The following is a 20,520-nucleotide window of genomic DNA, read 5'->3' as shown; positions in this document are numbered from 1 at the left end:
GTTTTTTGGATTTGATGGACTTGGTAAGGGTGGTTTAGCAATAAGAGAGGTTGTTTCAGAGGGAAGATAGTAGTTTGATCCCGGCTGTTGAGACAGCCTTTTCTTCATAAGGACGAAAACAGGTTGAAACCGAGGTAGAATGTCCTTATGAGGCAGAAAACAAACAAGAGGAGCGATCGTTTTGAAAGTATTAGTCATTGGTAGCGGTGGCCGTGAACACGCATTGTGCTGGAAACTAAAGCAATCAAAAAAGGTAACTGAAGTTTTTGCAGCTCCTGGTAGTGACGCAATGGTTGATGACGGCATCACTACTGTAAACATAGCTGAAAGTGATCATTCAGGTTTAATTCACTTCGCAAAAGAAAATGGTGTTGGATTAACAGTTGTTGGACCAGAAGCACCATTAGTAGCAGGTGTTGTGGATGCATTTCAAGCTGAGGGATTGAAAGTCTTTGGTCCAACAAAAGCAGCAGCAACTCTTGAGGGAAGTAAGCAATTTGCAAAAGAAATTATGAAGAAATACAACATTCCAACTGCAGCATACGAAGTTTTTACAGAGCTAGAAGCAGCAAAAGCATATGTAGAGAAACAAGGTGCCCCTATCGTTGTAAAAGCAGACGGTCTTGCTGCTGGTAAAGGGGTAATTGTTGCAGAAACAGTAGATGAGGCGTTAACTGCGTTAGACGATATTATAGGTGCTCGTGCATTTGGTGATGCAGGCTCATCTGTTGTTATTGAAGATTGCTTACGAGGAGAAGAGCTTTCTTTAATGGCGTTCGTTCATGGTGAAACGGTAATCTCAATGGTGCCAGCGCAAGATCATAAACGTGCTTTTGACGGTGACGAAGGTCCAAACACAGGAGGAATGGGTGCTTACTCTCCAGTTCCGCATATTAGCAGTGATTTAGTGGCGGAAGCAGAGGAGACGATTCTTCGGCTTATGGCGAAAGCGATGGTTGCAGAGGGCGTTCCGTTTACTGGTATATTATATGCCGGGTTAATGATGACAGAAGAAGGACCGAAAGTAATCGAATTCAATGCTCGTTTCGGTGATCCAGAAACACAGGTTGTTTTACCACGTTTGGAGACGGATTTAGTACAAGTACTTGAGTCTGTAATGGCAGGAGAAGAACTTGATTTGTCTTGGACAGAGCAGGCTTGCGCTGGAGTAGTCTTAGCTTCAGAAGGCTATCCAGGCTCTTATCCAAAAGGGGTAGCTATGTCTGTTCCTACTGTGGATGAGAGTACAGGTTTGAAGTGGTTCCACGCTGGTACGAAGAAGGATCAAGAAGGTCACCTTGTAACAAACGGTGGTCGTGTTATCCTATTATCTACGCTAGGTGACGACTTAGGAACTGCATTAGGAAGCACGTATGAGGTTTTAGATGCTAGTGAGTGGCCAGGATTGTTCTATCGATCCGATATTGGGCATCGAGCAGTGAAGTTGTCTGGCGGGGAAAAATAAAGTACGATTATAATCACCTTGGGATTTCCTTTTCTGGAAGTTTCAAGGTTTTTTATGTGGATTCGCTTGTTCAAGAGAGGTGTGTGTTTCTAATTAATTTGATAATCTAACAAATGATAATGGGAACCTTACAATTTTTCGGTGAATTTGTTTCAATTGAAGGTTGAAATCTAACAATTGGACACTTGGCACGTGATAATGAAAAATCCCCGCTCAAAGGCGGGGATCAAAGCAAATAATATCATTTATGACGGATTCACTGTAACATCCACTTCATAACCATCGTCACCTTCCCCATAATCCAAAGGTACTTCGGCTGTATTGTTGTTATTTTTAATTAAATGTTTGTTCTCATCATACAAATAAGTTATAGGACAAAAACGGGTAATACCTTCTGCAACTTTCAAGGCACCCATGATTGCTGCGAAGATTGGTAATGGTTCATTACGGTGTCGAACGAGCTTAGATGTTGACCAAGCTAGTATTGTAAACCCACATGTGATACGAATTAATGCATTTAATGTTCCAATATTTGATCTCATTTCAATTGTACCTCCAAAATTTAATAATTTTGTAATATAATCTTTTAACGATGTAAAGGAGAAATATGATACCATAGTAAAAAGACACAGAAAGAATTAGGTGATGAGTATGGTAAAGGGTTTTTCACATTATTGGACGAAAAGTCAAATTCGTCAGCAACTAGAAGTCATTCGTGGAAATATTGCTCCTACGAAGGTTATTACCAATGCTCAATGGTTGAATAGTATAAGGAAATGTTGGATGCAAGGGAATATTTGGATATACCGCGATCGCATAGTGTACGTTGGTGATCAATTACCAACTAAAACGACAAGTGAGACGGAAATAATTGATGCTTCAAATAAGTTTGCAGTTCCAGGGTATATAGAGCACCACGCTCACCCATTTCAATTATATAATCCCCTAACGTTAGCTCAATATGCATCTGAACGGGGAACGACAACGTTGATCAATGACAACTTGCTATTTCTTTTACATTTGAACAAAAAGAAAGCGCTTACTTTGTTAGATAATCTACAAAAGACTCCCGCAACGATGCTTTGGTGGGCAAGATATGATTGTCAAACCGAGCTGAAGAATGAAGATGAGATATTATCTTACAGCACGATGAAGGAATGGTTAGACCATCCTTATGTCGTTCAAGGCGGAGAGTTAACAGACTGGCCTGGTGTGTTGCAGGGGGATGATACGATTCTGCATTGGATGCAAGAAACAAAGGATATTCGCAAGCCAATCGAAGGTCACTTCCCTGGTGCTGGTGAAAAAACGCTAACACAAATGGCTTTATTAGGTGTGAATGGAGACCATGAATCCATGACGGGGAAAGATGTGTTACGCCGCTTAGATATGGGAATGACAGCATCCTTACGTCATTCGTCGATTCGACCAGACCTACCGAAGCTGCTTCAGGAATTACAAAAAGAAGGATTTAACTCATATGATAAGCTTTTGATGACAACAGATGGTTCTACTCCTGATTTTATGGAAAAAGGTGTTATGGACTATTTAATTAAGATCGCAGTTGATAATGGAGTACCGTTTATCGATGCTGTTAATATGTGTACTTATAACGTTGCGAAACACTATCACATGGATGATGTTTTGGGAATGATTGCACCAGGTCGCATAGCTAACATAAATCTTCTATCTTCCTTGGAGCGGCCGTTGCCTGAGAGTGTTTTAGGAAAAGGACAGTGGCTAAGAAAAGAGGATAAACCTTGTTTTCCAAAAATGGAGTTTGACTGGGGAAACTATGATTTACAGCCTATGCAAATAGATTGGAACATTACAAAAGAGGATCTTCATTTCTCTATTCCTGTTGGACTTGAAATGACAAATGAAGTTATTTTAAAACCGTATCGAATTGATCAAGACTTAACATTAGATAGCTTACGTGAAGATACGGACGAGTGCTTTTTCATGCTGCTGGATCGCAAAGGGAAATGGTCATTCACTACAGCTATAAAAGGGTTTGCAAGAAACATTTATGGAATGGCAAGTACTTTTACTAGTTCTGGGGACATCATTTTAATGGGGAAAAATAAGCAGGGGTTATTGCATGCGTTTGAAGCTTTAAAGAAGCAACAAGGTGGAATTGTGTTAATTGACAAGGGTGGACCTGTTGTATCTATTCCGCTAGAACTTTCCGGTCTCATGTCTGATAAGCCATTAGAGTTAATGGCTGAAAAAGAAAGAGAATTAAAGACAGCTTTAAGAGAACGCGGATACGGGTACGAGGATCCTATCTATAGTTTGCTATTTTTTACAGCTACTCACTTGCCGTATATCCGTGTAACTCAAAAAGGTATTTTTGATGTGAAAAATAAAAAGGTACTCTTTCCCTCTATTATGCGTTAAACTAGTAAAGAGGTAAGGAAAAGAAAGGTGCGCTTAATATGAAAAGAACGATGGCATTGTTCGTTGGTTCAATGATGCTAATGTTCACACTCGTCGCTTGTAGTTCTTCTAACGAGGAAGTTGACATGGCGGGGGAGGAAGTAGAACCCTTAGCAGAACCCAATCTTCCTGAGAAAGATTCTGCTGAAATTGAAGAACCGGAACCATACGGATTTTTCCCATTAACGGGTGTTGAAATCGAGGAAGGTACCGACATTGATTACAGGGCATTCGGTGTGATGGTAGAAAACTCTCTCTCTGCAAGACCTCAATCAGGATTGTATCAGGCGGATGTTGTTTATGAAGTATTAGCCGAGGGTACTATTACAAGATTGTTGGCTTTCTATCATAGTCAAAAAGCAGATCGAATTGGACCAGTAAGAAGTGCACGAGACTATAATGTTTACTTAAATAAAGGGTATGATGCAATCTATGTTTCTGCTGGAGGAAGTCCTGCTGCTTTTTCCTTAGTAAATAGTGGATATGTAGATTATATAAATGGTTTAACATACGATGGTAGATTTCTGCATAGGTCTTCGGATCGCGTAGCTCCTCATAACTTATATACTAGTTATGAAGATCTAGCTGCTGCAGTGGAAGCTATCGGGTTTGAATTTGAGAGGGCAGTTCCTGATGCTCTTATATTTAAAAATCAATTGGATGAGATAGAGGGAAAATCGGCCATTCATTTTGAAGTGAAATACGGAAGTACGAACAATAATGTTCAATTCGAATATGACGAAGAGTTAAAGAAATATAGACGCTCTAATGGAGGAATTCCCACGGAAGATTTGGAAACGGGAGAACTAGTTACTCCGAAAAATGTCTTTATTGTAGAAGCACCCCATCAAGTTATCCCTGGTGATAATGCTGGAAGACGAGATATTGACATTGAAGCTGGGGGAAGAGCTTATTTAATTCAAGAAGGTATGTTACAGGAAGTAATGTGGCAAAATGTTGATGGTATTATCTTACCTTTTCGCAATGACAAACAGCTTCCATTCTTACCTGGACAAACATGGATAAATCTCGTGCCATCAGGAAATGGTGGACTCGATTCATATGTAGAAATTTTTAATTAGTGGTATCTCTACTAAAATAAATTCGGTGTATATATAGGAGTAGACAAAATTATAACGTGTTTTTCTGTCATACTCAGACCTAATTGTAAGTGATAGGAAGGATGAATGGAATGCAGATTGATAAATTACGTGGAAAAGAATTGGATCAATTATTCAAATCAATTTTAAGTCTTAAAGATTTAGAAGAATGCTATCTATTCTTTGATGACCTTTGTACAATGAATGAAATACAATCCCTAGCTCAACGCTTAGAGGTTGCTAGAATGCTCATGGAAGGCTACACATATCAACGTATTGAGAAAGACACAGGAGCAAGTACTGCTACCATTTCCCGAGTGAAACGTTGTATTAACTACGGAAATGATGGGTATCAAATGACGTTGGAGCGAGTGAAAGAGGATAAAGCTAGCTTGTAATTTTATTATGATGTTGAATATGTTCGTGTTTCATACAAAAATTGCATCTTCTCACAATGTTGAGAGAGGATGCGATTTTTTTTGTGGTTGTTGGGATAACGGTATTTCCGTAACAAATTGGGAAGTGCACATAAAATTTGTAGAATTCGCACATATAAGTGGAAATTTCGCACATATAATTGCGGAACTCGCACATATAAGTGGAAATTTCGCACATATATTTGTTGATTTCGCACATATAATCGGGAAACTCGCACATATAATTGCTCAACCCGCACATATATTTTTTGAAAAAAAGAAAAAAGTAAATTTTGTTTTTTAAGGAAGGACAGTACATAGATAGGGAACACAGATTGAGGTAAGAAATCATGATCTCAGTAGAAATCTTGAGAAATAGTATAGAACGAGCAAGGTAGAGCGCACTTCTCCCCTTCAAATCGAGAAAGTGCACATATACTTGCGCAATTCGCACATATAAGTGGAAATTTCGCACATATATTTGTTGATTTCGCACATATAATCGGGAAACTCGCACATATAATTGCTCAACCCGCACATATATTTTTTGAAAAAAAGAAAAAAGCAAATTTTGTTTTTTAAGGAAGGACAGTACATAGATAGGGAACACAGATTGAGGGAAGAAACCATGATCTTGGTAAAAATCTTGAGAAATAGTATAGAACGAGCAAGGTAGAGCGCACTTCTCCCCTTCAAATCGAGAAAGTGCACATATACTTGCGCAATTCGCACATATAAGTGGAAATTTCGCACATATATTTGTTGATTTCGCACATATAATCGGGAAACTCGCACATATAATTGCTCAACCCGCACATATATTTTTTGAAAAAAAGAAAAAAGCAAATTTTGTTTTTTAAGGAAGGACAGTACATAGATAGGGAACACAGATTGAGGTAAGAAATCATGATCTCAGTAGAAATCTTCCGATATTCAGTGAAGAAACACGAAGCCACACTTAAAATACATTAAGCAGTGGAAAAAAACTGCACCGAGCAGGAAAGACTAATCCTCCTCTTACGTCAATCTAAGCAAAAAATTGGTTATAGTCATTTAATGAGGAAGTTGTCATTTTTTGATATACTATTCAGCAGAGCAAACTAGTTGAAGTTAATAGAAAAGTTGGTGAATGCCATGCTTGAGTATCAAGAATGGAAACATGTTTTTAAAATAGATCCAAATAAGGAACTTTCAGATGAAAACCTAGAGTTACTTTGTGAGTCAGGGACAGATGCAATTATTGTTGGTGGTAGTGACGGGGTGACGGAAGAAAATACAATTGATTTATTAATGAGGATCCGTCGTTTTTCGGTAGCCTGCGCACTGGAAGTCTCGAATTTATACTCTATTGTGCCAGGTTACGATTATTATTTAATTCCCTCTGTCATCAACACGGACAATGCAACGTGGATAAAAGGATTGCATCATCGTGCATTAAAAGACTATGGAGCAATTATGAATTGGGATGAAGTTCTTTCAGAAGGATATTGTGTTCTAAACGAGGACTCAAAGGTTGCGCAGCTAACAGATGCAAATACAAATATTGATGAAGAAGATATCATTGCCTATGCAAGAATGATAGACAAGCTTTTTCCAATGCCAATTTTTTACTTGGAGTACAGTGGTAAATACGGAGATCCAAGCATCGTTCGAGCTGTGAACCATGTTTTAGAAGATGCACAATTGTTTTACGGTGGTGGAATTAAGACGGTAGAGCAAGCAGAAGAAATGGCGGCATATGCAGATACGGTTGTCGTTGGGAACATTATTTATGAAGATATAACAAAAGCTATCGATACAGTAAAAGCTGTAAAGGAGTAATTGTGCAGAAACAAATAATGAGATAAAATAGATATAAATAGAACGTACGTTTGGATGGTGGTTATATAATGAGGAATGATTTATTAAGTGGATTAAATAAAGAGCAAGGGGAAGCAGTAAAGCACGGAGACGGTCCATTATTAATTATGGCTGGTGCGGGAAGTGGAAAAACAAGGGTACTTACACATCGAATTGCCTATCTAATTGGTGAAAAGGGCGTGCCCCCATGGTCCATATTAGCGATTACTTTTACAAACAAAGCTTCACGTGAGATGAAGGACCGTGTAGCTAAGATCGTTGGCACTACAGCGAATGATATTTGGATTTCCACGTTTCACTCCATGTGTGTAAGGATTTTACGACGTGACATCGATCGAATTGGTGTGAGCCGTAATTTTACAATTCTTGATTCTGGGGATCAACTGACTGTTATTAAGAGAATGATGAAAGAATTAAATATTGATGTGAAAAAATTTGAGCCACGCTCTATTCAAGGAACTATTAGTTCGGCAAAAAATGAATTGAAAACTCCGAAGCAATATGAAAAAACGGCAGCTGGACCATATGAAAACACGGTTTTAAAAGTATATGAAGCATATCAGAAAGAACTAAAACGAAATGATGCTCTTGATTTTGATGACTTAATTATGATGACAATTCGACTATTTAATGACGTACCAGAGGTGTTGGAGTACTACCAACGTCGTTTTCGCTATGTCATGGTGGACGAGTATCAAGATACGAACCGAGCCCAATATACGTTAGTTAAAATGATTGCTGACCGCCATCACAATATTTGTGTGGTAGGGGATTCAGATCAATCCATATACCGTTGGCGAGGAGCAGATATTCAAAACATTTTATCCTTTGAGAATGACTATCCTAATGTAAATGTGATTATGCTCGAGCAAAATTATCGTTCTACGAAAACAATATTGCAAGCCGCAAACCAAGTGATTGAAAATAACATGAATCGTAAGCCGAAGAAGCTTTGGACTGAAAACGATGAAGGAGACAAAATCGTTTATTATGAAGCGGATTCCGAGCATGATGAGGGACGTTTTGTTATCGGTAAAGTAAAGGACGCAATAGACTCAGGACGTCATCGCCCATCAGAAATTGCCGTTCTTTATCGTACGAATGCTCAATCCCGTGTCATTGAGGAAATGTTTGTGAAGTCATCCTTACCATACACAATTGTTGGAGGAACAAAGTTCTACGATCGTAAAGAGATTAAAGACTTACTAGCGTATTTACGACTTGTAGCGAATCCAAACGATGACATAAGTTTACGACGAATTATTAATGTACCTCGTCGTGGAATTGGTGCGACTACATTGGAAAAAATAGAGTCATATGCGGGGCTGCGTGATTTATCTCTTTATGAAGCTTTATTGGAAGTTCGCCAAGTAGGTTTAAGTGCACGGTTTGAAAAATCGTTAGCAGAGTTTGGGGAGCAAATCAAAGGCTGGACACAAATGCAAGACTACTTGTCTGTAACCGAGTTAGTGGAAGAGCTTTTGGAGAAAACAGGCTACCGCGAGATGTTGAAAAATGAAAAAAGTTTAGAAGCAGAAGGTCGTTTAGAAAACATCGACGAGTTTTTATCCGTAACAAAGGAATTTGAAGAAACAAGTGAAGATAAAACACTTATTGCGTTTTTAACTGATTTAGCTTTAATCGCAGATATTGATAAGGTTGGCGACGATGGAGAAGTGGAAGATCAAGTGTTGCTTATGACGCTCCATTCTGCAAAAGGTTTGGAGTTTCCACTCGTATTTTTAATTGGACTAGAAGAAGGGGTATTCCCACATAGTCGTTCTCTTATGGAGCCAGAAGAAATGGAAGAAGAACGACGTCTTGCTTACGTAGGTATCACTCGTGCGGAAAAACAATTACATGTAACACGAGCCAAGATGAGAACATTATTTGGACGTACAAATATGAATCCACCTTCTAGATTTTTAAGTGAAATACCTGAAGACTGCTTAGATTGTATCAATAAGCCAAATACAGATTCCATGCCAGCGTGGATGAAACCATCCCACGGTGGAGGCGGTGGTTTTGGTTCTTCATCACCAGCTTCAAGACGAGGTGGAAGAAGCGCTGCTACTACAGGGGCGGGAATTACTGCTATGAAGCCGCCAACTAGAACGGTAACTGCACGATCTAGCACAACGGTAACAGGTGGCCAATCCTTCGACTGGGCAGTTGGTGACAAGGCTGCACATAAAAAATGGGGTGTGGGAACGGTTGTAAGTATGAAGGGTAACGGAGAAAACGTTGAATTAGACATCGCCTTTCCGGAAGTAGGAATTAAACGATTGTTTGCGAAGTTTGCCCCAATCACGAAACAGTAGAATAGATAGCATAGCGATAGGCTACCATGCTAATGGGTTAATTGATAAAGTCAGAGGGAAAGCGAACCTTTCAGAAGCGTTTTTGCTTGTGAAAGGTACGATCAGAGGGAAAGCGAGCCTTTTAGAAGCATTTTTGCTTGTGAAAGGTGCGATCAGAGCGAGAGCGAATGGTCCGAAACGAAAGGGGCAGCAATCAAAGTAATACTAGATTAGTTTGGCTACCATTAAAACGAGAATAAATCTTCAGGGCTGACAACGTAATAATGAAAAATAAGGTGGGAAGAACATGGCCGAAGCGAAACACGAAATTGATCGCTTAACAGACATGCTAAATGATTACGCATATCACTATTATGTATTAGATCAACCGAAGGTGTCCGATGCAGAATATGACATGCTATTAAAGGAACTAATTGCACTAGAAGAAGCAAATCCTGAATTAAAACGAGAAGACTCTCCTAGCGAAAGAGTGGGGGGGCAACCACTCGAGCATTTCAGTAAAGTACAGCACGACACTCCGATGTTGAGCTTATCTAATGCGTTTAACGAAGACGATTTACGTGATTTTGACCGACGTGTAAATCAAAATCTAGGACACGAGGCAACGTATAGTTGTGAGTTGAAAATAGATGGTCTGGCAGTAACATTAAAGTACGAAGAAGGTAGATTCGTTTTAGGTGCAACACGTGGAGATGGTACAACAGGGGAGGATATTACGAGCAATTTAAAAACGATTCCGTCTATCCCTTTACGATTGAAAGAGCCTGTAACTATTGAAGTCCGTGGAGAAGCATTCATGCCGAAACGCTCCTTTACTAGATTGAATGATGCTAGGGAGAAAAATGGAGAAGCATTGTTTGCAAATCCGAGGAATGCTGCAGCAGGTTCGCTTCGGCAATTAGATCCTAAAATAGCTGCAAAGCGTAATTTAGATATCTATATTTACTCTGTGGGCAGCATTTTGGATCGCCAAATTCCTTCCCACCATGAGGCACTAGAATATGTTAATAAACTTGGATTTAAAACCAATGACCAGCATAAGCATTGTAAAAACATAGATGAAGTGATTGACTATTGTAATAGCTGGCTAAGTAAACGAGCTGACCTTCCATATGATATTGATGGCATTGTAATTAAAGTGGATAGCTTGGCAGATCAGCAAGAACTAGGTTTCACAGCAAAAAGTCCTCGATGGGCTACTGCCTTTAAGTTTCCGGCAGAAGAAGTTGTTACAACCCTTCGTGACATAGAATTAAGCATTGGTAGAACAGGGGTTGTAACACCAACAGCCATTTTAGACCCTGTTTCGGTTGCGGGCACAACGGTACAACGTGCATCCCTGCACAACGAAGATTTAATTCGTGAAAAAGATATTAAACTTGGTGATAAAGTTACGATTAAGAAAGCAGGAGACATCATTCCTGAAGTGGTCAATGTGTTAGTAGAACACCGAACAGGAGCCGAACGTGATTTTTCCATGCCAACAGAGTGTCCTTCTTGTGTAAGTGAATTAGTTCGAATTGAAGGTGAAGTAGCGTTACGTTGTGTAAATCCGAAATGTCCTGCCCAAATCGTGGAAGGACTCATCCATTTTGTTTCGCGAAATGCGATGAATATTGATGGGTTAGGAGAACGTGTTATTAAACAACTGTTTGAAAATGAGCTTATTGAGGATGTGGCTGACTTATATAAGCTTGAACGTGAGGAACTGCTGAAGCTTGAGCGTATGGGAGAAAAATCAGTAGACAATCTACTGAAAGCAATAGATACTAGTAAGGATAATTCTCTTGAAAAACTTTTATTTGGGTTAGGAATTCGATATGTTGGTTCGAAGGCTGCGAAAACATTAGCCCAACATTTTGAAACAATAGATAAGCTTCAAGTAGCGAATAGAGAAGAATTAGAAGCCATTGATGAAATCGGGGAAAAAATGGCGGATTCTATTGCTACTTATTTTGAAATGCCGGAAGTGACAGAATTGATTGAAGAACTAAAGGATTTAGGTGTAAACACTTCATATAAAGGACCGAAGCCTGTTGCTGTTACGGAATCCTCTTCCTATTTATTTGGGAAAACAATTGTATTAACTGGTACAATGGAAGAAATGTCTCGTGGTGATGCAAAAACGGAAATCGAAGCGAGAGGTGGAAATGTCACAGGAAGTGTTAGTAAGAAAACAGATCTACTTATCGCTGGTGAGAAGGCTGGATCGAAGCTTACGAAAGCCCAAGACTTAAATATTGAAGTGTGGGATGAAGCACGTTTTCTTCAAGAGTTAGAAAAATAATGTAGATTTTTTATGGGAAAATGGTGAGGAGTGTGATGGAAGAATGAAACTAAAACTAAGTCTTGTTTTTGTTTCTTTATTGCTAGTTTTTACTGGGTGTATCCCTTCCCTTGAGCGGGGAGAGGAAGAAATTATTATTGTGGAAGAAACAGAGGAAACCGAAGAACAGCAATTTATTCTTACTCCGACCATTGATACCCCTGAAAACTTTTATCGGAATGTCTTGAAAGATGGAAGCTATTATCGAAGTGATACTAGGGGAAACGTTAGGCATTGGATGAGCAATAGAATTGATATTAACCAATTTGAACTAGGCTTAATGGAAATTGCGACAACAAGGTTCAACCAAGACCAGTTTTATTTTCGAGAAGGTGATACATTAAGTGCACAACGAACGATGAGCTGGTTAAGAAGATACGACCGTTTTAGTAATACAGAGGGTTTGAATCCTGAATTAAACAATGATGATGATGATGTCGTAGAAATTACACAAGGTAGAAAAAAATTTGCAGAACTTGCTTACGACGAACTGTTAGAAAGAATGAGAGAAAGACCTCAAGTCTTTGCCCATATGATTGAGCATCAATATTTTCACGTTACAGATGAAGAAAGAGTTGAATTAGGTGGAATTGTCATTGGTGTAGCATTAAACTCTGTCTATTCTTTTAGACTAGAAGACGAACAAGGTCGCTATACTTTCTATGAACAACCTATAAGTGACGAAGTGCTGGAAACACAAGGAAGAGAAATTGCTCAAGAAATAGCACTGCGGTTTAGAAATCGTGAAGGGTTAGAAGAAGTTCCAATCACATTGGCACTGTATCGTGAAGAAAGAAGAGGAGCAATTGTACCAGGATCGTTCTTTGCTATGACGCATCTAGATGAGGGAGAATCAACAATCCAAAACTGGGAAGCAATAAATGAAGCATTTCACTTTTTCCCTTCTAGTCAAGCGAGGAGAGAATTTCCTAATGAATCTAATAACTTTAACCAATTTAAAACAGAGGTCATCGAGTTTTTTGGTAGAAATATTGGCGTCGTTGGGAAAGGTCGATATAAAAATGGAGATTTAGAAGAAATGACGATAGAACTGAATTTACAGTCACATGGTAAACCAGAAATTATCGCATTGACTCAATATGTGAGAGGGAAGATAGGGAATTTATTTTCCACACAAACTCCAACATATGTGTATATTAACTCCATAAACGGACCTGAAAGCATTATCATTCATAATCCAGGGCAAGAGCCGTATATCCATATTTATAAGTAATGTACTTTTCGGATGGGAAAATAGAGTTGCTGGGTTGAACATTGAAAGTAATGAAATAGGAATGGCGTAAGTGAACCTAGTTGATCTGGGTTCTCTTTTATTTTTGTATCTAAAGCAAATGAAAAGCAAACAAATTCGCTTCTCTCATTGCTTGTCCTTCGGTTCTTTGGTATCATCATACTATTGTAATGTACAGTGGTAAAATACGGGTATAAAGTAAATTTGGAGGTGGAAGAATGGCACGTATTTCTAAAGAACAGGTAACACATGTGGCAAATTTAGCTCGTCTTGAGTTTTCAGAAGACGAAATTGAAATGTTTGCAAAGCAACTTGATGATATTATTTCGTATGCGGAACAGCTAAATGAGCTTGATACAACAAATGTAGAGCCAACATCGCACGTGTTAGACATTAAGAATGTACTCCGCGAAGATAAAGTTCGACCTTCGCTTGATCAGAAGGATGTAATGAAAAATGCACCAGATCATAGTGATGGACAATTTAAAGTTCCATCCGTACTAGAGTAGAGGGGAGGAAAAAGAAGTGAGTTTGTTTGATCATAAAATTTCTGATATTCATGAATTATTACATAAAAAAGAAATCAAGGTCTCTGATTTAGTTGATGAATCTTACAAGCGTATTCAGCAGGTGGAAGGAAAAGTCGATGCATTCCTTCATTTAACGGAAGAAGCAGCACGAACTGCAGCGGATCAGTTGGATGATCGATTAAGTGCGAACGATATGCCTGGCAGTCTTTTTGGGATTCCTGTTGGGATAAAGGACAATATTGTAACAAAAGGTGTTCGTACAACGTGTGCGAGTAAGTTGCTGGAAAACTTCGTACCAGTTCATAATGCAACAGTGGTGGAACACTTGCAACAAGCACAAACAATAACCATCGGTAAGTTAAACATGGATGAGTTTGCGATGGGATCCTCGAATGAAAACTCTGGTTTTAAAGTTACAAGAAATCCATGGGATCTTGATCGTGTTCCTGGTGGTTCAAGTGGGGGTTCTGCAGCGTCCGTTGCTGCGGGAGAAGTTTTCTTTTCGTTAGGTTCGGATACGGGTGGATCCATTCGTGAACCTGCTGCTTTTTGTGGGGTTGTTGGAATGAAGCCAACTTATGGACGAGTTTCTCGTTTTGGTTTAGTTGCTTTTGCTTCTTCTTTAGACCAAATTGGGCCCATTACACGCACTGTGGAAGATAACGCATACGTGCTTCAAGCCATTGCTGGCCATGATAAGATGGATTCCACTAGCGCGAATGTCCAAGTTCCTAATTTTTCCGAAAAGTTGAATGGAGATATTAAGGGATTGAAGATAGCTGTGCCGAAGGAGTATTTAGGCGAGGGTGTTAGTGATGAGGTTCGTGAGCAGGTTATGCAGTCGTTGAAAACGTTAGAGGGTCTTGGTGCTACGTGGGAGGAAGTGTCGCTTCCGCATTCGAAGTATGCTACTGCTGCGTACTATTTGTTAGCTTCATCAGAGGCTTCTGCGAACTTGGCTCGTTTTGATGGAATTCGTTATGGTGTTCGTGTGGAAGAGGATAATTTAATTGAAACGTATCGGAAAACTCGTAGCCAAGGGTTTGGTGACGAGGTGAAGCGTCGTATCATGCTTGGCACGTTTGCTTTGAGTTCTGGTTATTATGATGCGTATTATAAAAAGGCGCAAAAGGTTCGCACGTTAATTAAGCAGGATTTTGAAGCTGTTTTTGCGAACTATGATGTGATTATTGGGCCAACTGCACCGACAACGGCATTTAAGATTGGTGAGAAAACAGATGATCCATTGACGATGTATGCGACGGATATTTTAACAATTCCAGTGAACTTGGCTGGTGTTCCTGCGATCAGTGTACCGAGTGGTTTAGCAGGTGGGTTACCTGTTGGGCTACAAATTATCGGGAAGTACTTTGATGAAAATACTGTGTATCGTGTTGCCCATGCGTTTGAGCAAGCGACAAACTTCAATCAGTTAAAACCGAATCTATAAGGGGGGAACAAATGTGAGCTTTGAAACAATTATCGGACTTGAGGTCCATGTGGAATTAAAAACGAAATCGAAAATCTTTTGTGGTTGCTCTACGGAATTCGGTGCGCCACCAAATACACATACTTGTCCAATCTGTCTTGGTCACCCAGGTGTTCTCCCTGTGTTGAATCGTCAAGCTGTTGAGTTTGCGATGCGTGCTGCGATGGCGCTTAACTGTGAAGTGGCAGAAGTGACAAAGTTTGATCGTAAAAACTATTTTTATCCTGACAATCCAAAGGCATATCAAATTTCTCAGTTTGATAAGCCGGTTGGAGAGCATGGCTGGATTGATATTGAGGTTAATGGGGAGTCGAAGCGTATCGGGATTACTCGTCTTCATTTAGAGGAGGATGCTGGAAAGCTTACGCATGTGGATGGACAAGGCCATTCGTTAGTAGACTTTAACCGTGTTGGTACTCCGTTGATTGAGATCGTATCAGAGCCGGATATTCGAACTCCGGAGGAAGCATACGCTTATTTGGAAAAACTAAAGGCGATTATGCAATATATTGATGTTTCTGATTGTAAGATGGAGGAAGGTTCTCTTCGTTGTGATGCGAATGTCTCCTTGCGTCCTGTTGGTCAAGAAGAATTCGGTACGAAAACAGAGTTGAAGAACTTAAACTCGTTTGCGTTCGTGCAAAAGGGCTTAGCATATGAAGAGGTTCGTCAAGCGGAAGTGTTATCTGGTGGTGGCGAGATTCTTCAAGAGACTCGTCGATGGGATGAGAATGGAAATAAGACATTGCTTATGCGTGTGAAAGAGGGATCCGATGATTATCGTTATTTCCCAGATCCTGATTTAGTTGATTTTGTGATTGACGAGGAGTGGCGAGCAGAGGTAGAGAAGTCGATTCCAGAGCTTCCAGATGCGCGTCGTAAGCGTTACGTGGAGGACCTTGACCTTCCGCCGTATGATGCTTCTGTGTTAACGCAGCAAAAATCGATGAGTGACTTCTTTGAAAGCTGTTTGAAACAAGGTGGCCCTGCGAAACCAGTGTCGAACTGGTTAATGGGTGAAGTAAATCGTTATTTAAATGCGAATGATAAGGAAATTGAAGAGGTGCCAATGACACCTGAATCATTGGTGAAAATGATTAATTTGATTGAGAAGGGTACCATTTCGTCGAAGATTGCCAAGACAGTTTTCAATGAGTTGATTGAAAATGGTGGAGATCCTGAGAAAATTGTAGAAGACAAAGGTCTTGTGCAAATCTCGGATGAGGGAGCTATTTTGACAATGGTTAATGAGGTGCTTGATCAGAATCCTCAATCAATTGCTGACTTTAAGGAAGGAAAGAAAAAAGCAATTGGTTTCTTGGTGGGGCAGATTATGAAGGCATCCAAAGGGAAAGCAAATCCTCAGCTAGTGAATCAGATGCTAGTGCAAGAAATGAATAAGAGATAATTTGTTTTGATTTGATTGGAAAGAGACACTCTTGTAGCTTTTGTTGGTGAAGCTGCGGGGGTGTTTTTTTATCAAAGGTAAGATTAAGTATAAAATTTTGTCACAAGCACACGTCCTAGACGTGTGCTATTTTCGAATTATGGGTACAAGGATACTTCGACGTAAATACTTCTATCATAATAATTATACAGAGCCGTTGAAACTAGAAGCGGCTCTTTTTTGAATTTTGTCTAGTTCGTAAGGTCGTAAAGCAATTCCTATGAACCGAATACTTGTGAACAGTGTCACTAACAGAAGCTTATGTTGTAGAAGAATAACTAACATAATAAACTCATTAACTGTGTAGTACAAGGATACGGATCTATAGAAAACGATATTTCTCAATTTGGTGCGATGGAGGAAGATTCGAAAGTTTTCTGGAAAGTTTAGATGTACTGTTTTTAACCCGAGCTCGTTGTAATCTTTTCTTGTGCATTACCTTAAAACTGATTTTTTTAAAACTATCTATTTAAAGTAATTGAGCATAAACAAATCGCTTCGTAAAGGTAAGTCAGTCAGACTATTTCATTTATTGGGTGGAGGTATTCCTTTTAACTGTTAGCGTGGTATCCTTCTACCTATATATAAGGTTTTTTTATATTCAAATGCTTAATTTAATTTTTTTATAATAAATATTGATATATTATAAAAATAGTTGAATATAATCTACATGTTCAGGAACTGAACCAACATTAATTTCATGCCAATTTTCATTATGTAATGTATCGACTTTTACACCAACTTCCATGATTATATCATGGTTGGATGTATAAAATTTTATTGTTATATAATCTATATTTTTTTTGATGAGATTTGCATATTGTGTTTTCAAATGTTCCAATGTAACTTTTAAATTGAGTAAAATCAATTTTTCTTGGACATATGCTGGATCATCATATACGGAAAATTCGTATATTAATTCTCCATTTTCTTGAATAGCCGAGGTAATATCATACGGCATATCTTCATTAATGAGTTTTTTATATTCATTATCCTGTTTAAAAAGAACAAAAGAAAATACTATAATTACAATAACCCCTAAAATTATTAAGTATTTTTTCATTCCAAAACCCCCAGATCTTTTTTAATTCCTCTCTAAATATATTTACATTTAACATGAGTATGTATGTTTTCAAAAATCATACATACTCATGTTATACTTTAAAATGTTATGATTTACCTGACCCAATCAAAACTATTGGGGGCCTGTCTTAAATCATAGCTAGTACTGTTAGTAATACTTATTGATGGTCCGCCTGGTGACATACTTATTGTACCGTTAAGACCAACCTTTTTGTGATAATAATTTGCAACAAGATCTGTTCGATCTAGTTCTCCTGACTGGTTAACATGGTTTCCTATGAATAAATTTACCCACCCGTTATGATTTATTGTAGGTTCATCATTATAAACGTTTTTAAGCGGTATATTATAGTCCATTCCAACTTGTGGATGGAACTCACCATTATAATCGTAATATTCATAACGAGTTCCCGAGAGATCACCGGTAGCGTGGTATGCTAAACCACCACGTTCATAATCTATATTCCAAAAATCTCCTACCGCAATACCTATTTTATCTGTCAATCTCCAAAATGGACTATCTAACCAGTTAAAAGTGGCTGTAACTCTTCTAGTATTGAAATTATTAGAGTCAGTGCCACGATTGTAAACTGAGGTCGTTAATGAAAATTGATTTTCGGGGATTTGACTTGTTGTATATTCTTCTTCAGTTATTTCCTCTCCGTTAGTATCCATTACTGTGAAACTCTCAAGTTCAATACCTTTGTCAGCTTCTGATGCAATTTCATATTTATATCCTTCTGGTAAGAATTGAATTTGTTCTTTTGTATATCCAATCTGTAACAATTTTTCTTCTAAACTATCATTTTCATAATTTTGACTACCTATTGAGTCATTGTGTTCTCCTTTTTGATTATTTGCTTCTTGGACAGCTAAAGTAAAGCTTACCTTTTCTGTTTCTTCATCGTATTCGACGTCCATTAATTCTGCACCAGATTCAAATCTCTTTAAAATATTTGGTATTTCTTTATTGGGAATTGAATCAATATGTTTACTTTCAAACCCTAAATCTAATAATTGTTTTTTGATATCAATATCAATTTTTTCTTCAGATGAAGCATGCACAGAAACAGAAATGAACAAAATTAACACAACAGTAAACACTTTAAGTATTCCTTTAGACAATATATACACTCCTTATTCAAAATATATTTATTCTAAGGGTCTAGTAATTACATTCGTTTCAATCGCAGCAACCAAATGAATTAAGTAGCATTTTTTGTGTAATAATATTTATATATTTTTATATATTGGATTTCTTAACATCACCTTCTGTTAATTATTGGTACATGTACATTTAAATCTATCAACTAGCAAAAATAAACACAAATTTAGTATATTTGTTTTATAGACTATATAAGTCCGTGAGTGCTACTAAAAAGAGGTTATTTTATTCCATCTTAACTTTAGTTCCAAATACTACCAATAAGTCTGATTTAATCCATTAACAAACCATCTTGACAAGTCCTGTTCTTAAAATAATTAATCCATCCTTTTCTATTGCCTTATATAGTAATCAATGAAGATTTTGAAAAACTATCATTCGGATTTAATGAGTAAATTTTTTTTACTGTAGAAATTCAAGGATATGATTTAGTAGATTAAAATATAGCAAATAGATAATAAAATCATAGATGTAATTCCAAAATTTAAGTGGGTACCCCAATGACTTGACTATTTTTTTATTTACCTAGTCTCTAAATTTTAGTAGAATAGACTTATGATTACTTTATACTATTTTTTTATTGACAGCTCATTGCTTGTCGGGATCTATATTTAACTTATACGCGATCTTTCGGATTGTACTTGCTTATACACTTATTTAGTGTGTAAATACGAGACACTCCGGAGGTCTTTTTTTGTGTGTTCAAAAAAAGTTTGGTTTTAATAAAAACAATCAAGTAGTTAAACGAAATTAATTATTAGAGAGGAGATAGTATTATGTTTGAGAGATTATTTGGGGATATTTTAGATGCGGCTATTAATCTAGTAAAACCCATTCTTGATTATGAAATAACCTTATTTTTTTCATTTTCAGTTAGAGTGGTTTTATTTGTACTGGTATCGATATTTTTAGCTGCAGGTTTCTTTACGTGGTTCAAAAAGAACTTTATCCATATAAGAAGTTTTATGGATAGAATTTCAAGGGAATACGATATTTTAAGTTTGTACCTTTATAAGTACAAAAAGGACTTTATAAGCAGGAAGATTCTTATTCGCCAAGAAGAAGTTGGTATAAATCGGTATGAGGATACTGATGGTGGAGTGGAAGGAAGAAGTCTTAAGGTGAATATCACCGAGAACTTTAATTCTTTTGAGGAAGCACTGGAAGATTTTAAAAGAAACCAATCTTTCTGGAAAAAAGTAAGTGGAGTAAATACATTTGAAACACATGCTTTAGAACGATTTGTTGAGGATAATATTGATTATTTAAATCAAATTCCAGAAGGTAGTATTACTGCTGAGGATATTTTGCTCTTTACTATGGTTACAGTAGCTGTTAATCATATTAATTTTGCGAGAGTTCATAACAGCAATCTTAGGCCATTAGACTTCTTTTTTAGGAGGTACAAGCCTAGTCAAGTAGAAAGTGCCCCTAGATATACGTTCCATCATATCATAAATGACCTTGGTTTTATCTGGTGTTTCCATTTTAAACAAATCTTCACTTATTGTTCCTGGCATGAACATACTAGGGAATAAATTGGCGTCATTATTTATAATAGCAGTAAATAGCATTCGTACTAAATTGCTTGCATCCCTTTGATATTCTAGCCATTCTTCTGTAGGTA

Annotated in this window: 16 protein-coding genes; 13 read left to right on the top strand and 3 right to left on the bottom strand. The window is 37.8% G+C overall.

Going from position 1 to position 20,520, the window contains the following annotated elements; all coding sequences use genetic code 11:
* Positions 1-181: 181 nt before the first annotated feature.
* Positions 182-1,465 carry a phosphoribosylamine--glycine ligase gene (gene purD, locus ACERII_RS14030; RefSeq protein WP_373643100.1) on the top strand — a complete coding sequence of 428 codons (1,284 nt, stop codon included), beginning with the start codon at positions 182-184 and terminating at the stop codon, positions 1,463-1,465.
* A 245-nt stretch (positions 1,466-1,710) separates the two neighbouring features.
* Here the strand turns inward: purD and ACERII_RS14025 are convergent, their stop codons facing one another.
* A complete protein-coding gene (locus ACERII_RS14025; RefSeq protein ID WP_373643099.1) occupies positions 1,711-2,007 on the bottom strand; it encodes a YgaP family membrane protein in 297 nt (98 codons plus the stop codon).
* Positions 2,008-2,116: 109 nt separating this feature from the next.
* Here ACERII_RS14025 and ACERII_RS14020 point away from each other — a divergent pair, with 109 nt between their 5' ends.
* The 11 genes from ACERII_RS14020 (at position 2,117) to gatB (ending at position 16,606) form a co-directional block, all read left to right on the top strand.
* Positions 2,117-3,865, top strand: a complete 1,749-nt coding sequence (locus tag ACERII_RS14020; protein ID WP_373643219.1) for an adenine deaminase C-terminal domain-containing protein — start codon at positions 2,117-2,119, stop codon at positions 3,863-3,865.
* 38 nt (positions 3,866-3,903) lie between these two features.
* Positions 3,904-4,986 (top strand): DUF3048 domain-containing protein, encoded by a 1,083-nt coding sequence (locus ACERII_RS14015; protein ID WP_373643098.1) that lies wholly within the window; start codon positions 3,904-3,906, stop codon positions 4,984-4,986.
* 110 nt (positions 4,987-5,096) lie between these two features.
* Positions 5,097-5,402, top strand: a complete 306-nt coding sequence (locus tag ACERII_RS14010; RefSeq protein ID WP_373643097.1) for a YerC/YecD family TrpR-related protein — start codon at positions 5,097-5,099, stop codon at positions 5,400-5,402.
* A 1,152-nt stretch (positions 5,403-6,554) separates the two neighbouring features.
* Complete coding sequence (pcrB, locus tag ACERII_RS14005; RefSeq protein ID WP_373643217.1) at positions 6,555-7,241, top strand: heptaprenylglyceryl phosphate synthase; 687 nt, start codon at positions 6,555-6,557, stop codon at positions 7,239-7,241.
* Positions 7,242-7,309: 68 nt separating this feature from the next.
* On the top strand, positions 7,310-9,601 hold the full coding sequence (gene pcrA, locus ACERII_RS14000) for a DNA helicase PcrA (RefSeq protein ID WP_373643096.1): 2,292 nt from the start codon (positions 7,310-7,312) through the stop codon (positions 9,599-9,601).
* On the top strand, positions 9,570-9,803 hold the full coding sequence (locus tag ACERII_RS13995) for a hypothetical protein (RefSeq protein WP_373643094.1): 234 nt from the start codon (positions 9,570-9,572) through the stop codon (positions 9,801-9,803). The genes pcrA and ACERII_RS13995 overlap by 32 nt, the downstream gene beginning before the upstream one ends.
* 84 nt (positions 9,804-9,887) lie before the next feature.
* On the top strand, positions 9,888-11,888 hold the full coding sequence (ligA, locus tag ACERII_RS13990; protein WP_373643093.1) for an NAD-dependent DNA ligase LigA: 2,001 nt from the start codon (positions 9,888-9,890) through the stop codon (positions 11,886-11,888).
* A 43-nt stretch (positions 11,889-11,931) separates the two neighbouring features.
* Complete coding sequence (locus tag ACERII_RS13985; protein ID WP_373643091.1) at positions 11,932-13,161, top strand: CamS family sex pheromone protein; 1,230 nt, start codon at positions 11,932-11,934, stop codon at positions 13,159-13,161.
* 236 nt (positions 13,162-13,397) lie between these two features.
* A complete protein-coding gene (gatC, locus tag ACERII_RS13980) occupies positions 13,398-13,688 on the top strand; it encodes an Asp-tRNA(Asn)/Glu-tRNA(Gln) amidotransferase subunit GatC (protein WP_373643090.1) in 291 nt (96 codons plus the stop codon).
* 16 nt (positions 13,689-13,704) lie between these two features.
* Positions 13,705-15,159 (top strand): Asp-tRNA(Asn)/Glu-tRNA(Gln) amidotransferase subunit GatA, encoded by a 1,455-nt coding sequence (gene gatA / locus ACERII_RS13975; protein WP_373643089.1) that lies wholly within the window; start codon positions 13,705-13,707, stop codon positions 15,157-15,159.
* Positions 15,160-15,172: 13 nt separating this feature from the next.
* Positions 15,173-16,606 (top strand): Asp-tRNA(Asn)/Glu-tRNA(Gln) amidotransferase subunit GatB, encoded by a 1,434-nt coding sequence (gatB, locus tag ACERII_RS13970; protein WP_373643087.1) that lies wholly within the window; start codon positions 15,173-15,175, stop codon positions 16,604-16,606.
* 682 nt (positions 16,607-17,288) lie between these two features.
* On the opposite strand, the gene ACERII_RS13965 is transcribed toward gatB, so the two are convergent.
* On the bottom strand, positions 17,289-17,708 hold the full coding sequence (locus tag ACERII_RS13965; RefSeq protein WP_373643086.1) for a hypothetical protein: 420 nt from the start codon (positions 17,706-17,708) through the stop codon (positions 17,289-17,291).
* A gap of 113 nt (positions 17,709-17,821) precedes the next feature.
* On the bottom strand, positions 17,822-18,853 hold the full coding sequence (locus tag ACERII_RS13960; protein ID WP_373643084.1) for a hypothetical protein: 1,032 nt from the start codon (positions 18,851-18,853) through the stop codon (positions 17,822-17,824).
* An 816-nt stretch (positions 18,854-19,669) separates the two neighbouring features.
* Between ACERII_RS13960 and ACERII_RS13955 the strand changes: the two genes are divergently transcribed.
* Positions 19,670-20,431 (top strand): hypothetical protein, encoded by a 762-nt coding sequence (locus ACERII_RS13955; protein WP_373643082.1) that lies wholly within the window; start codon positions 19,670-19,672, stop codon positions 20,429-20,431.
* The last annotated feature ends 89 nt before the right edge of the window (positions 20,432-20,520 follow it).

This window comes from Evansella sp. AB-rgal1 (assembly GCF_041820985.1).
Lineage (GTDB): Bacteria > Bacillota > Bacilli > Bacillales > Salisediminibacteriaceae > Evansella.
This window is presented reverse-complemented; position numbering and strand designations above follow the sequence as displayed.